Raw genomic sequence first — 13,665 nt, 5'->3', positions numbered from 1 at the left:
GCGTTTTTTAAAACACAACTATTTAAGTCCCAATATTATACAAAAAAAATGAAAACAATTTCATCTGTTGTTGAAAATTACATTAAAAACAAACCATTCTTATTGAATGGACTTTCACTCGGAATCGTCAATCTTACTTCTTTAGCGCGAGTTATTCAATCGGAATTGGAACATGAAGTAGACAAAGAAGTTAAACAAGGAGCCATTGTTATGGCATTAAAACGACTTTCGGAAGAATTAGAATTCAAATTAAATCATAAAGTTGAGCGTGTTTTAAAAAATCTTGGAGAAATTACCGTTCGTTCCTCTTTAACCGATTATAACTTTACAATCAACCCAAAAGTTCTTGGGAAACAAGCAGAGTTTATTTCAGAAATTAGCCATTTACCGGATGTTTTTTATACTTCTTCTCGAGGTGTTAATGAAACAAATATTATCGTTAGTGATTCGGTTAACCATTTAATGGATAAACATTTTGAAGAAGAAAAATGGATTCATAAAGTGGATCATTTGGCTTCGGTTACCGTGAAATTGCCAAAAGATAACGTAGGTGTACCGGGTCTTTTCTATTATGTTTTCCAACGATTGGCTTGGGAAGGAATTAATATCTGCGAGGTTATTTCTACCAACTTCGAATTTACAATTATTGTAAGCGAAGAGCAGGTAGATTTGGCTTTTAAAGTAATTAAAGATTTAAAAAACACATAACGTTATTAATTTATAAACAACTAGAACATCAATTTTGATTTTCAGGTTGTTTTTCATGTTTATTTGCAAAACTTTTTTAGACCGTCAGTTTTAAATTGGCGGTTTTTTTATTTTAATTCAATATATTTGTTACTCACCAAATTAAAAATTATGTACGAAATTATTCAAAAGGCACATTCTGGAATAGCTTATTTGGCTTTAGCAATGTTATTAGTTGCTGTAATTAATGGGTTTATCGGGTTTACTTCAAAAAAATCGTTTACAGATAAAGACCGTAAAATTTCATTATTTGCTTTAATTTTTTGTCACATTCAGTTGCTTTTAGGATTGATTCTGTATTTTGTTTCTCCTTTAGGAATGAAAGCTTTTGGTGATATGAGTAACGCTGCATTACGACTTACATCATTGGAGCATCCGTTAATTAATATTATGGCTATTGCTTTAATAACTATTGGTTGGTCAAAACACAAAAAGGAAGCATCAGATAATGGGAAGTTTAAAAAAATAGCTTTTTTATACACTGCTGGATTGTTGTTTATACTAAGTAGAATTCCGTGGGACCTTTGGTTCTAATAATATAAGTGCCCGTTAAGGGCATTTTTTATCTGTGGCATATTTATTGTTAACACGTGTTACGTAAAAAATATTCTATGAAAAAGATTGTCGCTCCAATTCTATTACTTTTCGTACTGATGTTTTTTGTTAGTAGCTTTACTAGTGATGCATTTCACCCTACTCTCGAAAATCAAACTAAAGTTCAAGATAGCGTTCTTGCTGATTCACTTTTGTTGAATGCAAAATTTAAGCCCTATAAAAAAGAGGTTCACGCATCGTATTATCATGATAAATTCAATGGTAGAAAAACGGCCAGTGGAAAAAGATTCGATAACTCCAAATTAACAGCCGCTCATAAAAAACTTCCTTTTGGTACCAAAGTTAGAGTGACAAATCCGGTAAATAAGAAATCTGTAATTGTTGTTGTTACCGATAGAGGACCATTTACTAAAGGACGTGAAATAGATCTTTCTAAAAAAGCCTTTATGGAAATTACGCATGCTAAAGGCAGAGGATTCCTTAATGTAGATTTAGAAATCATCAACGAAAAAAAACCGTAAACCTTACCATTTTTTAAAAGGATGATTGCTGAGATAGGCGTTATAGTAACGAATGTCTTGAGTGACTTCATTGCCTAACCAAGTTGGTTTTTCAAAAGATTCGTTTTCATTGTTTAATTCAATTTCGGCAATAATTAATCCTTCATTTTCTCCTAAAAAAACATCGACTTCATAGATGTGATTTCCAACAGGAATTTCATGACGAATTTTTTCAATCATGCCTGTTTCGCATAAGGGAAGTAACAGTTCAGCATCGGGCAATGAAATTTCTTTTTCCCATTCCAATCGCGTAGTCCCCGATTCGTTTCCTTTTCCTTTTATGGTGAGAAACCCTTTATCTCCTTTAATACGAATACGTACAGTTCGTTCAGGATTTGAATTCAAATAGCCTTGAACGATTCGGGTTTTGTATTTTGAAAAACTTAAAAATTCATCAGAATTGATTAGAAATTTGCGTTCAATTTCATGCATGATGTAGAAATAAAATTTAGAACCAAGGTATAAAATTATATTGAAGTGTTATAACTTTACCATTGAAGAATTGTAAAGAAAACTATGGAATCTGAAGTTCAATTGAGGAAAATTATTCATGTGGATATGGATGCTTTTTATGCTTCAGTTGAACAAATGGATAATCCGGAGTTAAAAGGGAAACCACTAGCGGTTGGCGGCAATGAAGTTCGAGGCGTGGTTTCTGCAGCCAGCTACGAAGCGCGTAAATTTGGCGTTCGTAGTGCCATGAGTGGTTATATGGCTAAAAAACTTTGTCCTGAGCTTATTTTTGTCCGACCTCGCTTTGACCGATATAAAGAAATTTCTAAAAAAATTAGAAAAATATTTCTGGATTATACCGATTTGGTTGAGCCGCTTTCCCTCGATGAAGCATATTTAGATGTTACAGTTAATAAGAAAGGAAATCCAAGCGCCACGCTTATTGCCAAAGAAATAAGACAACGCATTTTTGATGAAGTTGGATTAACAGCTTCTGCAGGAATTTCCATAAATAAATTTGTAGCCAAAATTGCCTCAGATTTTAATAAACCTAACGGACAAAAAACAGTTAACCCCGATGAGATCGAATCTTTTTTAGATGTTTTAGACGTTAAAAAATTCTACGGTGTTGGAAAAGTTACTGCCGAACGAATGTATCAATTGGGAATTTTTACTGGTGTCGATTTAAAAAGTAAATCCCTCGAATACCTGGAACAACACTTTGGAAATAGCGGACAATCTTTTTATAATTTAGCACGTGGAATAAGTTTTAGTCAGGTTCGACCTAACCGTACCTTAAAATCGGTAGGCGCCGAAAGAACATTTAACGTGAATCTGTCTTCCGAAATTTTTATGGAAGAACGTTTGGAAAACATCGCTAAAGAATTGGAAAAGCGTTTGCAAAAAAGTAAAATTGCCGGAAAAACAGTAACCTTAAAAATTAAATATTCCGATTTTACATTGCAAACACGAAGTAAAACATTGCCTTACTATATATCGGATAAGAGTTTGATTTTTGAGACTTCTAAAGAATTGTTGTATCAAGAAAAGTTAAAAGAATCGGTTAGATTGTTGGGAATATCCCTGCATAATTTGAATACAGAAACTAAGAAATCGGTTGTAGTTCAATTGAAATTTGAGTTTTAGAGACAAAAAAACCGATTTCCTAGGAAATCGGTTTTTATAATTTGTGGTTTCTAATTTAATCTCTACTTGAAATTTTAGAAAGCAATCTAAGAAACTCTATATACAACCAAACAAGCGTAATCATCAATCCCATAGCGCCAAACCATTCCATGTATTTTGGAAGGGATTTTTTAGCGCCTTTTTCAATTTGGTCAAAATCTAAGAATAAGTTTAATGCGGCAACTACTACCACAAAAACACTAATTCCAATACTCATTAATGAATTTCCACGGTGTATTGGCTCAAAATCCATAAATAATGAACAGATCCATGAAATTAAATAAAAGCTAAAAATAGCTAACGTAGCCGCAATAACCACCGAACGAAAACGGTCGGTTACTTTAACGATATTGTATTTGTATAAACCAAAACAAACAATAAACGTTACAAAGGTTGCTCCAACGGCTTGAATAACCAATCCGGGATACATTTGTTCGAAGAATGCTGAAATCCCACCAATAAAAAGGCCTTCAAAAACAGCATATCCAGGAGCAATATAAGATGAATATTGAGGTTTGAAAGAAACAATTAGTACTAAAATAGTGGCTACAATTGCTCCACCAATAGTTAAAACAAGTGGGTTGTACCCACTAAAAGCCATTGACCATGTAACAAAAGCACCGGCAACTAAGAAAACAAGCATCAATAAACTTTTATTTATGGTGCCTTGAATTGTCATAACATCATGGTATGTTGCTACAACTTGATTTTCACTTTCTTCGGTAGTAGTATATCGTGAAGTTGGCGAAAAAGATTTGTTTTTGAAAAAAGGATTTTTGGATTCCATATATAAAATTAGTTTTATTCGATTTCAGAAATTCGTAATGTATTTACCATTCCTTTAGCCGTAACAGGCATTGCTGCTAAATTAACTAGCATATCCCCCGATTTCACAAATCCTTTTTCTTTTGAAATAGCATTAATGTCTTCAATGGTGTCATCGGTACTTACAAACTTATCGTACATAAAAGCATTTACGCCCCAAAGTAAATTCAATTGTGTTAAAATGAATTTGTTGGAAGTAAAAACCAATATATGAGCATGAGGGCGCCAAGCCGAAACTTGAAATGCTGTGTAACCACTATTGGTAAGTGTTGTAATAGCTTTTGCGTTGATGTCGTTAGCCAGTTGTGCCGCATGGTAACAAATGTTTTTGGTTACGTAGCGGTTGGTTTTAATTTGCGGCTGGTTTTGTGGTACTTGAATTAGTGGAGAGTCTTCAACACTTTCAATGATTTGAGTCATTTTTTCAATAACCTGAACTGGATAATTTCCTACCGAAGTTTCTCCAGAAAGCATTACCGCATCGGCACCATCCATAACCGAATTCGCAACGTCGTTTACTTCAGCACGGGTTGGTGTTAAACTGGTAATCATGGTTTCCATCATTTGTGTAGCAATAATTACCGGAATTCTTGCAGTTTTAGCACGATGAACCAATTTCTTTTGAATTAGCGGAACTTCTTGGGCAGGAATTTCAACACCTAAATCACCACGAGCCACCATTAAACCATCGCAATAGGCTACAATTTTATCAATATTTGCTACGGCTTCCGGTTTTTCGATTTTAGCAATAATCGGAATTTTATGATCCGAATTGGCCATGATTAAATCCTGCAAGTCTCTTAAATCTTCTGGAGTTCTTACAAACGATAATGCAATCCAATCAACATTGCTTTTTATAGCAAATAGGGCATCGCGAATATCTTTTTCGGTTAGCGCAGGTAGTGACACTTTTGTATTGGGCAGGTTAACTCCTTTTTTTGATTTTAGCGGACCACCTTGAATTACAACGGCTTCAACTTCGGTTTTTTTGTTGGTTTTTACAACTTCAAAAATAAGTTTTCCATCATCCAATAAAATGCGTTCCCCTGGATTAACATCTTTAGGGAACGAGGTGTAATTCATGTAAACCTTCTCAGCTGTTCCTAATACGTCTTCGGCAGTTGTAAATGTAATTTTATCGCCTTTGCTTACAACCACATCTTCTTTCATAACGCCTACACGAAGTTTAGGACCTTGTAAGTCGGCTAAAATCGATGTAGTGTAACCGTATTCTTTGTTTAGTTCACGAATCATGTCTATTCGTTGTTGAACGTCGGTATAGTCGGCATGAGAAAAATTAATTCTAAATACGTTAACTCCTGCGTCAATCATATCCTTAAGTACTTCTTTCGTGCTGCAGGCAGGGCCAAGTGTTGCTACAATTTTGGTTTTTTTTCTTGTTGGCATTTGTGTTAGAATATTAAATTATTTTTCGATTTCAATGTTTGAGAATCGATTTTGTATGCTGTTGTTATGTGTTTGATGCTTAATAAAGTGTCAATCAATGAATCGACATCAAAAAAATCATCAGTGTTTTCAATCTTGATAATATAGTCAACTTTTTTTAATTCGGGAAGCAGAAAAATATTAGTGGCAATATCAAGTTCTGTTTCTTCAAATAAAGAAGTTGCTTTAGTTTGTCGCGTTATTATTTTGGTTTTATTGGGCACCAAATTCCAAAAAAGTTCATTTTCTTCATCATCATAAATAAAACGGGTAAAATGACTTTTTCCTTCTGAAATTTGAATTCCAATATCTTTTTGGCTTTTTTCTAATGAAACAGCTAACTTCTGATTGATAAAATAGGCTAGACGATAATCTTCTAAAGAAGAATGTATCGCAATAAGGGCGTATTCTACGGTTCCGAAATCGTCGATTTGCAATTTGATAACTGCCATGTTTCAAAAATATATGTAAATATACTATATAAAACTTTGAAAATAACTGTGAGTTGTGTTGTTAACGATAATTTAGTAAATTGAAAAAACATTAATTGTTTTTAGCATCAATTTTTTCTTGGAAGGCAAAATAAGCTCTTTGTGATGCTTTTTCTTCGGCCTTTTTCTTGGAAGTGGCTCTAGCTTTAGCCACAATTTTGTTTTCGATTTTTAATTTTACGCCAAAATATTTTACACCTTCATTGCCATTGTCTTCGTAAACATCATAGTGAAATGATTTTTTTTCTTTTTGGCACCATTCAATCACTAAGCTTTTGTAACTGATTACCTTACCTTCCAGTTTCGGAATGTCTACATAAGGAAGAATTACTTTTTTATGGATGAATTTTTCACAATAGGTAAATCCCTTATCAAGGTAGATGGCTCCAATTAAGGCTTCAAATAAATTACCATGAATGTTTTCTCCAAAATGCTGGGTAGATACTTTACTCTCTACGTATTTAATGAGATTTAAATCTTTACCTAATTCGTTTAGATGATCACGACTAACAATTTTTGATCGCATTTTGGTTAAATAGCCTTCATCGCCACCAGGAACTTCATTGAATAAATGGGAAGCAATTACAGAACCCAACATAGCATCGCCTAAAAATTCCAATCGCTCATAATTTACAGCATTGCCCTTTTCATCTACTCTATTCATAGAGCGATGAGTAAAAGCTCTTCGGTAATGGTTGAGGTCTAAGGGTTTAAACCCAAGTATTTTTTGAATATCATCAAAAAAAATCCCGTCTTCTGGAGAGCGGGAATTTGAAAATATTTTTTTGATGATTCTCATATCAAAAGATTACTCTTCTAATTTTTTAAATAAAACGCAAGCATTGTGACCTCCAAAACCAAACGTGTTACTCATAGCAACTTTTACCTCTCTTTTTTGAGGTTTGTTTAGCGTAAGGTTTAAACTTGGATCGATGTTTTCATCTACAACACTGTGGTTGATAGTTGGAGGAACAATACCGTGTTGCATTGCTAAAATAGAAGCAATAGCCTCTATAGCTCCAGCAGCACCAAGTAAATGTCCTGTCATCGATTTGGTCGAATTGATGTTGATGTTTTTAGCATGGTCTCCAAAAACAGCACTAATGGCTTTCAATTCGGCAACATCACCAAGTGGAGTAGAAGTACCATGTGTATTGATGTGATCAATATCTTCAGGATTCATGCCCGCATCTTTTAAACAGTTTTTCATTACTGCTATAACACCAATTCCTTCCGGATGTGGCGCTGTTAAATGATAAGCATCTGAAGATAAACCACCACCGCCAACTTCGCAATATATTTTTGCGCCACGAGCTTTCGCGTGTTCGTATTCTTCTAAAATTAGTGCGCCTGCACCTTCGCCTAAAACAAACCCGTCACGTGTTGCGTCAAAAGGTCTTGAAGCAGTTTCTGGGCTGTCGTTTCGAGTTGATAAAGCTTGCATAGAGTTAAATCCACCCATTCCGGCAATAGTTACAGCAGCTTCCGAACCACCCGACACGATAACATCGCACATTCCTAAACGAATGTAATTGAATGCATCAACCAAAGCATTAGCCGATGAAGCACATGCAGAAACGGTAGTGTAATTTGGTCCCATAAAGCCATTTCTCATGGAAATATGTCCAGGGGCAATATCTGCAATCATTTTTGGAATAAAGAACGGATTGAAACGTGGAGTTCCATCGCCTTTTGCGTAGTTGATTACTTCCTCTTGGAAAGTTTCTAAACCACCAATTCCTGCTCCCCAGATAACACCAACACGGTATTTATCTACATTTTCAGTAGTAATTCCTGCGTCTTTAATGGCTTCGTCACTGGCAGCAATAGCATATTGAGCAAATTTGTCCAATCTGCGAGCTTCTTTACGATCCATGTAATCTTCAATATTGAAGTTTTTTACTTCACAGGCAAACTTGGTTTTATGCTTTTCTGTATCGTAATATGTTATTGGGGCAGCACCGCTTTTTCCACTGATTAACCCATCCCAATATTCTTGGATGTTGTTACCAATAGGGGTTAGCGCGCCTAAACCTGTTACTACAACTCGCTTTAATGCCATAATAAATTGCTTAAAATTGTATTGAAACAAATAAACCCATGCTACTTTCTATGCTGTAAAGGAAACATGGGTATTACGTTTGTATTTTATTGATTGTTCCCAATCAGTATTTTCGATATTCTATCAAAAAGACTAAAATAATAACACCCATGCACTCGTTAAGAATACATGGGATGTATAGCAGTTATTATTTTTTAGCTTCTTCGATGTAAGAGATAGCTTGACCAACAGTTGCAATATTTTCTGCTTGGTCGTCTGGAATTTGAATGTCGAATTCTTTTTCGAATTCCATGATTAGCTCAACAGTGTCTAATGAATCAGCTCCTAAATCGTTAGTGAAGCTTGCTTCTGAAACAACTTCGTTTTCGTCAACACCTAATTTGTCTACGATAATCGCCTTTACTCTTGATGCAATGTCTGACATAATTTTTAATTTTTAAATTTAATTTGTTGGCAAAAATAAAAAACTTTATTTTAAAACAACATTTTTGTTACTAAATGTGACTACGAAATTAAAAAAAATAATTTTACAAAGACTTTCATTTTCTATTTATTATCATTTATTATTCTTTTTTTTGTACTCGTAAAAGGCTGATTGCTGTTGTAATACTAATTACAGGATAAATGAAAAAAATTGTAATTTTTGCTTCCGGTTCGGGTTCCAATGCCGAAAACATTATCTCACATTTCAAAAATAAAAGTCAAGGAAACGTAGTCGCTGTATTGACTAACAATTCACATGCCAAAGTTATTGAACGTGCTGAAAATCAAAATGTTCCTGTGGTAGTATTTTCTAAAGAGGAGTTGTTGGGTGGCGTGGTTCTTGAAAAACTCCAAAAGATTAACCCCGACCTAATTGTCTTGGCTGGCTTTTTATTGCTTTTTCCGGCAGCTATTATTTCACATTTTCCTAATAAAATAATCAATGTACACCCTGCTCTTTTGCCTAAATATGGAGGAAAGGGTATGTATGGGATGAATGTCCATAAGGCGGTTTTGGCCAATCATGAAAATGAAACAGGTATTTCAATACATTATGTAAATGATCATTACGATGAAGGGGCAATTGTTTTTCAAGCTTCTGCTTCTATTGTAGATTGTACTACTCCTGAAGAAATTGCTCAGAAAGTACATGAATTGGAACACAAACATTTTCCTTTAGTAATTGAGCAGCTTTTAACTTCTAAAACTATAATTTAAATTATTTTGAATCACGAAGTACATATTTATACCGACGGCGCGGCTAAGGGAAATCCTGGTCCGGGCGGGTATGGTGTGATATTGGAATGGGTTGGTAAACCTTATAAAAAAGAATTTTTTGAAGGATTTCGATTAACAACGAATAACCGAATGGAGCTTTTGGCTGTAATTGTGGGATTAGAAAAGTTAAAAAACCCAGGAACTAAGGTCTTGGTAACTTCAGATTCGAAATATGTTGTGGATGCGGTTACAAAAGGATGGCTTTTTGGTTGGGAAAAAATTGGATTTAAAGCCAAGAAAAATCCGGATTTATGGATGCGGTTTTTGAAAATATACCGAAAACACCAAGTCGATTTCAGATGGATAAAAGGGCATAACAACCATCCTCAAAATGAACGTTGCGACGAATTAGCTGTTATGGCTTCACTACAGAAAAATCTTTCTATAGATTCTTTTTACGAAAAGGAGCAAGATCAATTGTTTTGATTTTCATATCTTTAGGAAATGAAACAGCTTCATTTCTTTTTTATTGCAAGCTTTTTTTTTCTTTGGATTGCTCCATTGCATTCTCAAGGGAAAACCGATTTAGCGGTAGATAAGGAAGGCATTAAAGTTTACCTCACAAAACTCGATACATCTGCCTTTAAAGAATACCGTGCTGAAATGACAGTTAATGCGCCAATCGATACTGTTGCCAAACAAATTTTGGACATTAAAAGTATCAAACAATGGAACTACAAAACACGAACTAGTGATTTGATTCGAAAAGTTTCCGATACCAGCTGGATTTTTCATATGTCACATCATTTCGGTTGGCCTATTCAAAATAGAGATCACGTTTCTCGAGTTACCCTCACCAAAAAAAAGGAACAATATTATATTACACTGGTTCCTGAAAACAATGTGCTAAAAGAGCAAAAAGGCTATATTCGACTGCGAAATTTTAAAGGGTTTTGGATTTTAAAACGCATCAATGCAAATAAAACATTAGTTATTCAACAGGTTTATGGTAATCCAGAAGGTAGTGTGCCGGCATTTGTTGCCAATATGGTAATCACCAAAGGTCCATTTGAGGCCTTTAAAGCCTTACGAAATAGGGTAGAAAAGCTTAATAAAAAATAGACTTTTACGAACCAAAACAAAATCGTACATTTGCAGCTTCAAAATTAGAATCATTTTATGAATAAACTATTGATAGTTGGGACGGTAGCTTTTGATGCAATTGAAACTCCATTTGGAAAAACAGATAAAATTTTAGGTGGAGCAGGAACGTATATTGGACTTTCTGCATCGCATTTTAACTTGAAATCAGCAATTGTTTCAGTTGTTGGTGATGATTTCCCACAAGAATATTTAGACTTATTGAAAAGTAAAAACATCGATATTTCCGGATTGGAAGTGGTTCAAGGGGGAAAAACATTCTTTTGGAGTGGCCGTTATCACAACGATTTAAATTCTAGAGATACCTTAGATACGCAGTTAAATGTATTGGCGGATTTTCAACCAAAAGTACCTGCGGATTTTAAAAATGCTGATGTTGTAATGTTAGGAAATTTGCATCCTTTAGTACAAAGCAGCGTTTTAGATCAAATGGAATCGAAACCAAAATTGGTGGTTTTAGATACTATGAACTTTTGGATGGATTGTGCTCTTCCAGAATTGATGGATGTTATTAAGCGTGTAGACGTTATTACAATTAATGATGAAGAAGCACGTCAATTGTCTGGAGAATATTCTTTGGTAAAAGCAGCGGCTAAAATCCACACCATGGGTCCTAAATATGTAGTGATTAAAAAAGGAGAACATGGAGCATTATTGTTTAACGAAAAGAATGTATTCTTTGCTCCAGCATTGCCATTGGAAGAAGTGTTCGATCCAACAGGAGCAGGTGATACTTTTGCAGGTGGTTTTGCAGGATTCATTACACAAAGCGAGAATATTTCGTTCGATAATATGAAGAAAGCAATTATTTATGGTTCAAATTTAGCTTCTTTCTGTGTGGAAAAATTTGGAACCGAAAGAATGGAAAATTTGAAAAAAGACGAAGTGTTGTCTCGTTTACAACAATTTAAATCGTTAACTCAATTCGAAATTGCATTAGAAAACTAATAATACAAACATGAGCCTCGGTAACGAGGCTCTTTTCATTAATACAACAACACAACAACTATGAGCGACGCTTTAAAACACGAGTGTGGCATTGCCCTTTTAAGATTAAAAAAGCCTTTAGAATTCTACAAAGAAAAATACGGTTCGGCTTTTTATGGCGTACAGAAAATGTATTTGCTAATGGAAAAGCAACACAATCGTGGTCAAGATGGAGCTGGTTTAGCAAGTATTAAGTTAGATGTAGAACCAGGCGAGAGATATATTAGCAGAATTCGTTCCAATCAAGCACAACCAATTCAAGATATTTTTTCGCAAATCAATCAGCGAATCAATGAAGAAATTGAGCATCATGCTGAGTACCAAGATAATGTTGCCCTTCAAAAAGCAAATATCCCGTATATTGGTGAATTGTTTTTAGGCCATGTTCGATACGGAACTTTTGGTAAAAACAGTATAGAAAGTGTTCATCCGTTTTTACGTCAGAATAACTGGATGCACCGAAATCTTATTGTGGCGGGTAATTTTAATATGACCAATGTAAAGGAGCTTTTTGAGGATTTAGTTCGATTAGGGCAACATCCAAAGCAAATGGCTGATACAGTTACGGTAATGGAAAAAATTGGTCACTTTTTAGACGATGAAGTAACCGATTTATACCAACAGTGCAAAAATGAAGGTTTGTCAAAAAGGGACGCTTCTCCAGTAATCGCTGAAAAGCTAAATATTGGACGAATTTTAAAAAGAGCTTCTAAAAATTGGGACGGTGGTTATGCTATGGCCGGTTTGTTAGGTCATGGGGATGCTTTTGTAACTCGCGATCCGGCTGGAATTAGACCGGCATTTTATTACCAAGATGACGAGATTGTTGTGGTAGCTTCAGAACGTCCTGTAATTCAAACGGTTTTCAATGTTCCATTTGAAGCCATTAAGGAAATCACACCCGGACACGCTATTATTATTAAAAAAGACGGACATGTAATCGATGAAAAAATTCGTGAAGCATTGCCGGAAAGAGCTTGTTCGTTTGAACGTATTTATTTTTCTCGAGGCAGTGATGCCGAAATTTATAAAGAGCGAAAAGAGCTTGGTAAGCTTATCATGCCGGCAGTTCTTGAAGCAGTGGATAATGATACAGATAATACGGTGTTTTCATATATTCCAAATACTGCCGAAACATCATTTTACGGAATGGTAGAAGCAGCAAACGATTTTCTGAATCAGCGTAAAATCAATGATATATTAGCGAATGCAGCTTCACTAACAGCAGAGAAACTACAAGAGATTTTATCGGTTAAATTGCGTTCTGAAAAAATCGCCATTAAAGATGTGAAATTGCGAACGTTTATTACTGAAGACAGCAGTCGTGATGATATGGTTGCACACGTATATGATGTGACATATGGTGTAGTAAAACCAACGGATAATTTAGTAATTATTGACGACAGTATTGTTCGCGGAACAACTTTAAAACAGAGCATTATTAAAATGCTGGATCGATTACAGCCTAAAAAATTGGTGATAGTTTCATCAGCACCTCAAATTCGTTATCCGGATTGTTATGGTATTGATATGGCTAAGCTAGAAGGACTTGTGGCTTTTAGAGCTGCATTGGATTTGTTGAAAGAAAGAGGCTTGTATCATATTGTTGAAAAGGTGTATCAAAAATCGAAGGCTCAAGAAAATTTAAATGACAGCGAGGTTGTTAATTATGTAAAAGAAATATATGCGCCTTTTACCGATCAGGAGATTTCCGACAAGATAGCAGAAATGTTAACGGAAGAATCTGTAAAAACGCAGGTTAAAATTATATTTCAAACCGTAGAAAATTTGCATCAAGCATGTCCTAAAAATCTGGGAGACTGGTATTTTACTGGAAATTATCCTACAGATGGAGGGAATAGAGTAGTTAACAGAGCCTTTATAAATTTCTATGAAGGCAAGGATGCGAGAGCGTACTAAAATCTGACAAATGTGTTTTTCATCGACTTTATATGCAGTTTATCTGATTTTTTTGAGTGATGTAAAACCTCGC

General features: G+C 34.8%; 16 protein-coding genes. 9 read left to right on the top strand and 7 right to left on the bottom strand.

What is annotated here, in order from left to right:
- Window positions 1-48 precede the first annotated feature (48 nt).
- The 3 genes from ACZ1JT_RS05110 to ACZ1JT_RS05100 all read left to right on the top strand — a co-directional run bounded on the left by ACZ1JT_RS05110 (window position 49) and on the right by ACZ1JT_RS05100 (window position 1,823).
- Window positions 49-708 carry an aspartate kinase gene (locus ACZ1JT_RS05110; RefSeq protein WP_465095082.1) on the top strand — a complete coding sequence of 220 codons (660 nt, stop codon included), beginning with the start codon at window positions 49-51 and terminating at the stop codon, window positions 706-708.
- Between the two features lie 150 nt (window positions 709-858).
- On the top strand, window positions 859-1,281 hold the full coding sequence (locus ACZ1JT_RS05105) for a hypothetical protein (protein WP_465095081.1): 423 nt from the start codon (window positions 859-861) through the stop codon (window positions 1,279-1,281).
- Between the two features lie 77 nt (window positions 1,282-1,358).
- Window positions 1,359-1,823, top strand: a complete 465-nt coding sequence (locus ACZ1JT_RS05100; protein WP_465095080.1) for a septal ring lytic transglycosylase RlpA family protein — start codon at window positions 1,359-1,361, stop codon at window positions 1,821-1,823.
- Window positions 1,824-1,826: 3 nt separating this feature from the next.
- Here the strand turns inward: ACZ1JT_RS05100 and ACZ1JT_RS05095 are convergent, their stop codons facing one another.
- Window positions 1,827-2,294 (bottom strand): CYTH domain-containing protein, encoded by a 468-nt coding sequence (locus ACZ1JT_RS05095; RefSeq protein ID WP_465095079.1) that lies wholly within the window; start codon window positions 2,292-2,294, stop codon window positions 1,827-1,829.
- Window positions 2,295-2,378: 84 nt separating this feature from the next.
- On the opposite strand from ACZ1JT_RS05095, the gene dinB reads away from it, so the two are divergent.
- Window positions 2,379-3,461, top strand: coding sequence for a DNA polymerase IV (gene dinB / locus ACZ1JT_RS05090; RefSeq protein ID WP_465095078.1), 1,083 nt, complete (start codon window positions 2,379-2,381; stop codon window positions 3,459-3,461).
- 55 nt (window positions 3,462-3,516) lie between these two features.
- Here dinB and ACZ1JT_RS05085 read toward each other — a convergent pair whose 3' ends face one another.
- The 6 genes from ACZ1JT_RS05085 to ACZ1JT_RS05060 all read right to left on the bottom strand — a co-directional run bounded on the left by ACZ1JT_RS05085 (window position 3,517) and on the right by ACZ1JT_RS05060 (window position 8,748).
- Entirely contained in the window at window positions 3,517-4,287 is a 771-nt protein-coding gene (locus tag ACZ1JT_RS05085; protein WP_465095077.1) for a Bax inhibitor-1/YccA family protein, read from the bottom strand.
- Window positions 4,288-4,301: 14 nt separating this feature from the next.
- Entirely contained in the window at window positions 4,302-5,732 is a 1,431-nt protein-coding gene (pyk, locus tag ACZ1JT_RS05080) for a pyruvate kinase (RefSeq protein ID WP_465095076.1), read from the bottom strand.
- Window positions 5,733-5,737: 5 nt separating this feature from the next.
- On the bottom strand, window positions 5,738-6,223 hold the full coding sequence (locus ACZ1JT_RS05075; RefSeq protein ID WP_465095075.1) for an IPExxxVDY family protein: 486 nt from the start codon (window positions 6,221-6,223) through the stop codon (window positions 5,738-5,740).
- A 91-nt stretch (window positions 6,224-6,314) separates the two neighbouring features.
- Window positions 6,315-7,061, bottom strand: coding sequence for a ribonuclease III (rnc, locus tag ACZ1JT_RS05070; RefSeq protein ID WP_465095074.1), 747 nt, complete (start codon window positions 7,059-7,061; stop codon window positions 6,315-6,317).
- Between the two features lie 9 nt (window positions 7,062-7,070).
- Window positions 7,071-8,324 (bottom strand): beta-ketoacyl-ACP synthase II, encoded by a 1,254-nt coding sequence (fabF, locus tag ACZ1JT_RS05065; RefSeq protein WP_465095073.1) that lies wholly within the window; start codon window positions 8,322-8,324, stop codon window positions 7,071-7,073.
- Window positions 8,325-8,511: 187 nt separating this feature from the next.
- The gene (locus tag ACZ1JT_RS05060; protein WP_014166687.1) at window positions 8,512-8,748 is read right to left on the bottom strand and encodes an acyl carrier protein; all 237 of its coding nucleotides are present in this window, start codon (window positions 8,746-8,748) and stop codon (window positions 8,512-8,514) included.
- Window positions 8,749-8,948: 200 nt separating this feature from the next.
- Here ACZ1JT_RS05060 and purN point away from each other — a divergent pair, with 200 nt between their 5' ends.
- From purN to ACZ1JT_RS05035, 5 genes are read left to right on the top strand one after another with little or no spacing between them, the layout of a single operon-like run.
- A complete protein-coding gene (gene purN / locus ACZ1JT_RS05055; RefSeq protein WP_465095072.1) occupies window positions 8,949-9,524 on the top strand; it encodes a phosphoribosylglycinamide formyltransferase in 576 nt (191 codons plus the stop codon).
- A 6-nt stretch (window positions 9,525-9,530) separates the two neighbouring features.
- Complete coding sequence (rnhA, locus tag ACZ1JT_RS05050) at window positions 9,531-10,010, top strand: ribonuclease HI (protein ID WP_465095071.1); 480 nt, start codon at window positions 9,531-9,533, stop codon at window positions 10,008-10,010.
- A gap of 18 nt (window positions 10,011-10,028) precedes the next feature.
- Entirely contained in the window at window positions 10,029-10,646 is a 618-nt protein-coding gene (locus ACZ1JT_RS05045) for an START domain-containing protein (protein ID WP_465095070.1), read from the top strand.
- A 57-nt stretch (window positions 10,647-10,703) separates the two neighbouring features.
- On the top strand, window positions 10,704-11,633 hold the full coding sequence (locus tag ACZ1JT_RS05040) for a PfkB family carbohydrate kinase (RefSeq protein ID WP_465095069.1): 930 nt from the start codon (window positions 10,704-10,706) through the stop codon (window positions 11,631-11,633).
- Between the two features lie 60 nt (window positions 11,634-11,693).
- Window positions 11,694-13,592 carry an amidophosphoribosyltransferase gene (locus ACZ1JT_RS05035; protein WP_465095068.1) on the top strand — a complete coding sequence of 633 codons (1,899 nt, stop codon included), beginning with the start codon at window positions 11,694-11,696 and terminating at the stop codon, window positions 13,590-13,592.
- Window positions 13,593-13,665 lie beyond the last annotated feature (73 nt).

This window comes from Flavobacterium sp. IC2-16 (assembly GCF_055521455.1).
This window is presented reverse-complemented; position numbering and strand designations above follow the sequence as displayed.

Coding starts and splice junctions, on each gene's coding strand:
- ACZ1JT_RS05085 (WP_465095077.1), bottom strand. CDS start 4,287: ATGGAATCCAAAAATCCTTTTTTCAAAAACAAATCTTTTTCGCCAACT.
- fabF (WP_465095073.1), bottom strand. CDS start 8,324: ATGGCATTAAAGCGAGTTGTAGTAACAGGTTTAGGCGCGCTAACCCCT.
- rnc (WP_465095074.1), bottom strand. CDS start 7,061: ATGAGAATCATCAAAAAAATATTTTCAAATTCCCGCTCTCCAGAAGAC.
- ACZ1JT_RS05110 (WP_465095082.1), top strand. CDS start 49: ATGAAAACAATTTCATCTGTTGTTGAAAATTACATTAAAAACAAACCA.
- ACZ1JT_RS05075 (WP_465095075.1), bottom strand. CDS start 6,223: ATGGCAGTTATCAAATTGCAAATCGACGATTTCGGAACCGTAGAATAC.
- dinB (WP_465095078.1), top strand. CDS start 2,379: ATGGAATCTGAAGTTCAATTGAGGAAAATTATTCATGTGGATATGGAT.
- pyk (WP_465095076.1), bottom strand. CDS start 5,732: ATGCCAACAAGAAAAAAAACCAAAATTGTAGCAACACTTGGCCCTGCC.
- ACZ1JT_RS05060 (WP_014166687.1), bottom strand. CDS start 8,748: ATGTCAGACATTGCATCAAGAGTAAAGGCGATTATCGTAGACAAATTA.
- ACZ1JT_RS05105 (WP_465095081.1), top strand. CDS start 859: ATGTACGAAATTATTCAAAAGGCACATTCTGGAATAGCTTATTTGGCT.
- ACZ1JT_RS05095 (WP_465095079.1), bottom strand. CDS start 2,294: ATGCATGAAATTGAACGCAAATTTCTAATCAATTCTGATGAATTTTTA.
- ACZ1JT_RS05100 (WP_465095080.1), top strand. CDS start 1,359: ATGAAAAAGATTGTCGCTCCAATTCTATTACTTTTCGTACTGATGTTT.
- purN (WP_465095072.1), top strand. CDS start 8,949: ATGAAAAAAATTGTAATTTTTGCTTCCGGTTCGGGTTCCAATGCCGAA.
- ACZ1JT_RS05045 (WP_465095070.1), top strand. CDS start 10,029: ATGAAACAGCTTCATTTCTTTTTTATTGCAAGCTTTTTTTTTCTTTGG.
- ACZ1JT_RS05040 (WP_465095069.1), top strand. CDS start 10,704: ATGAATAAACTATTGATAGTTGGGACGGTAGCTTTTGATGCAATTGAA.
- ACZ1JT_RS05035 (WP_465095068.1), top strand. CDS start 11,694: ATGAGCGACGCTTTAAAACACGAGTGTGGCATTGCCCTTTTAAGATTA.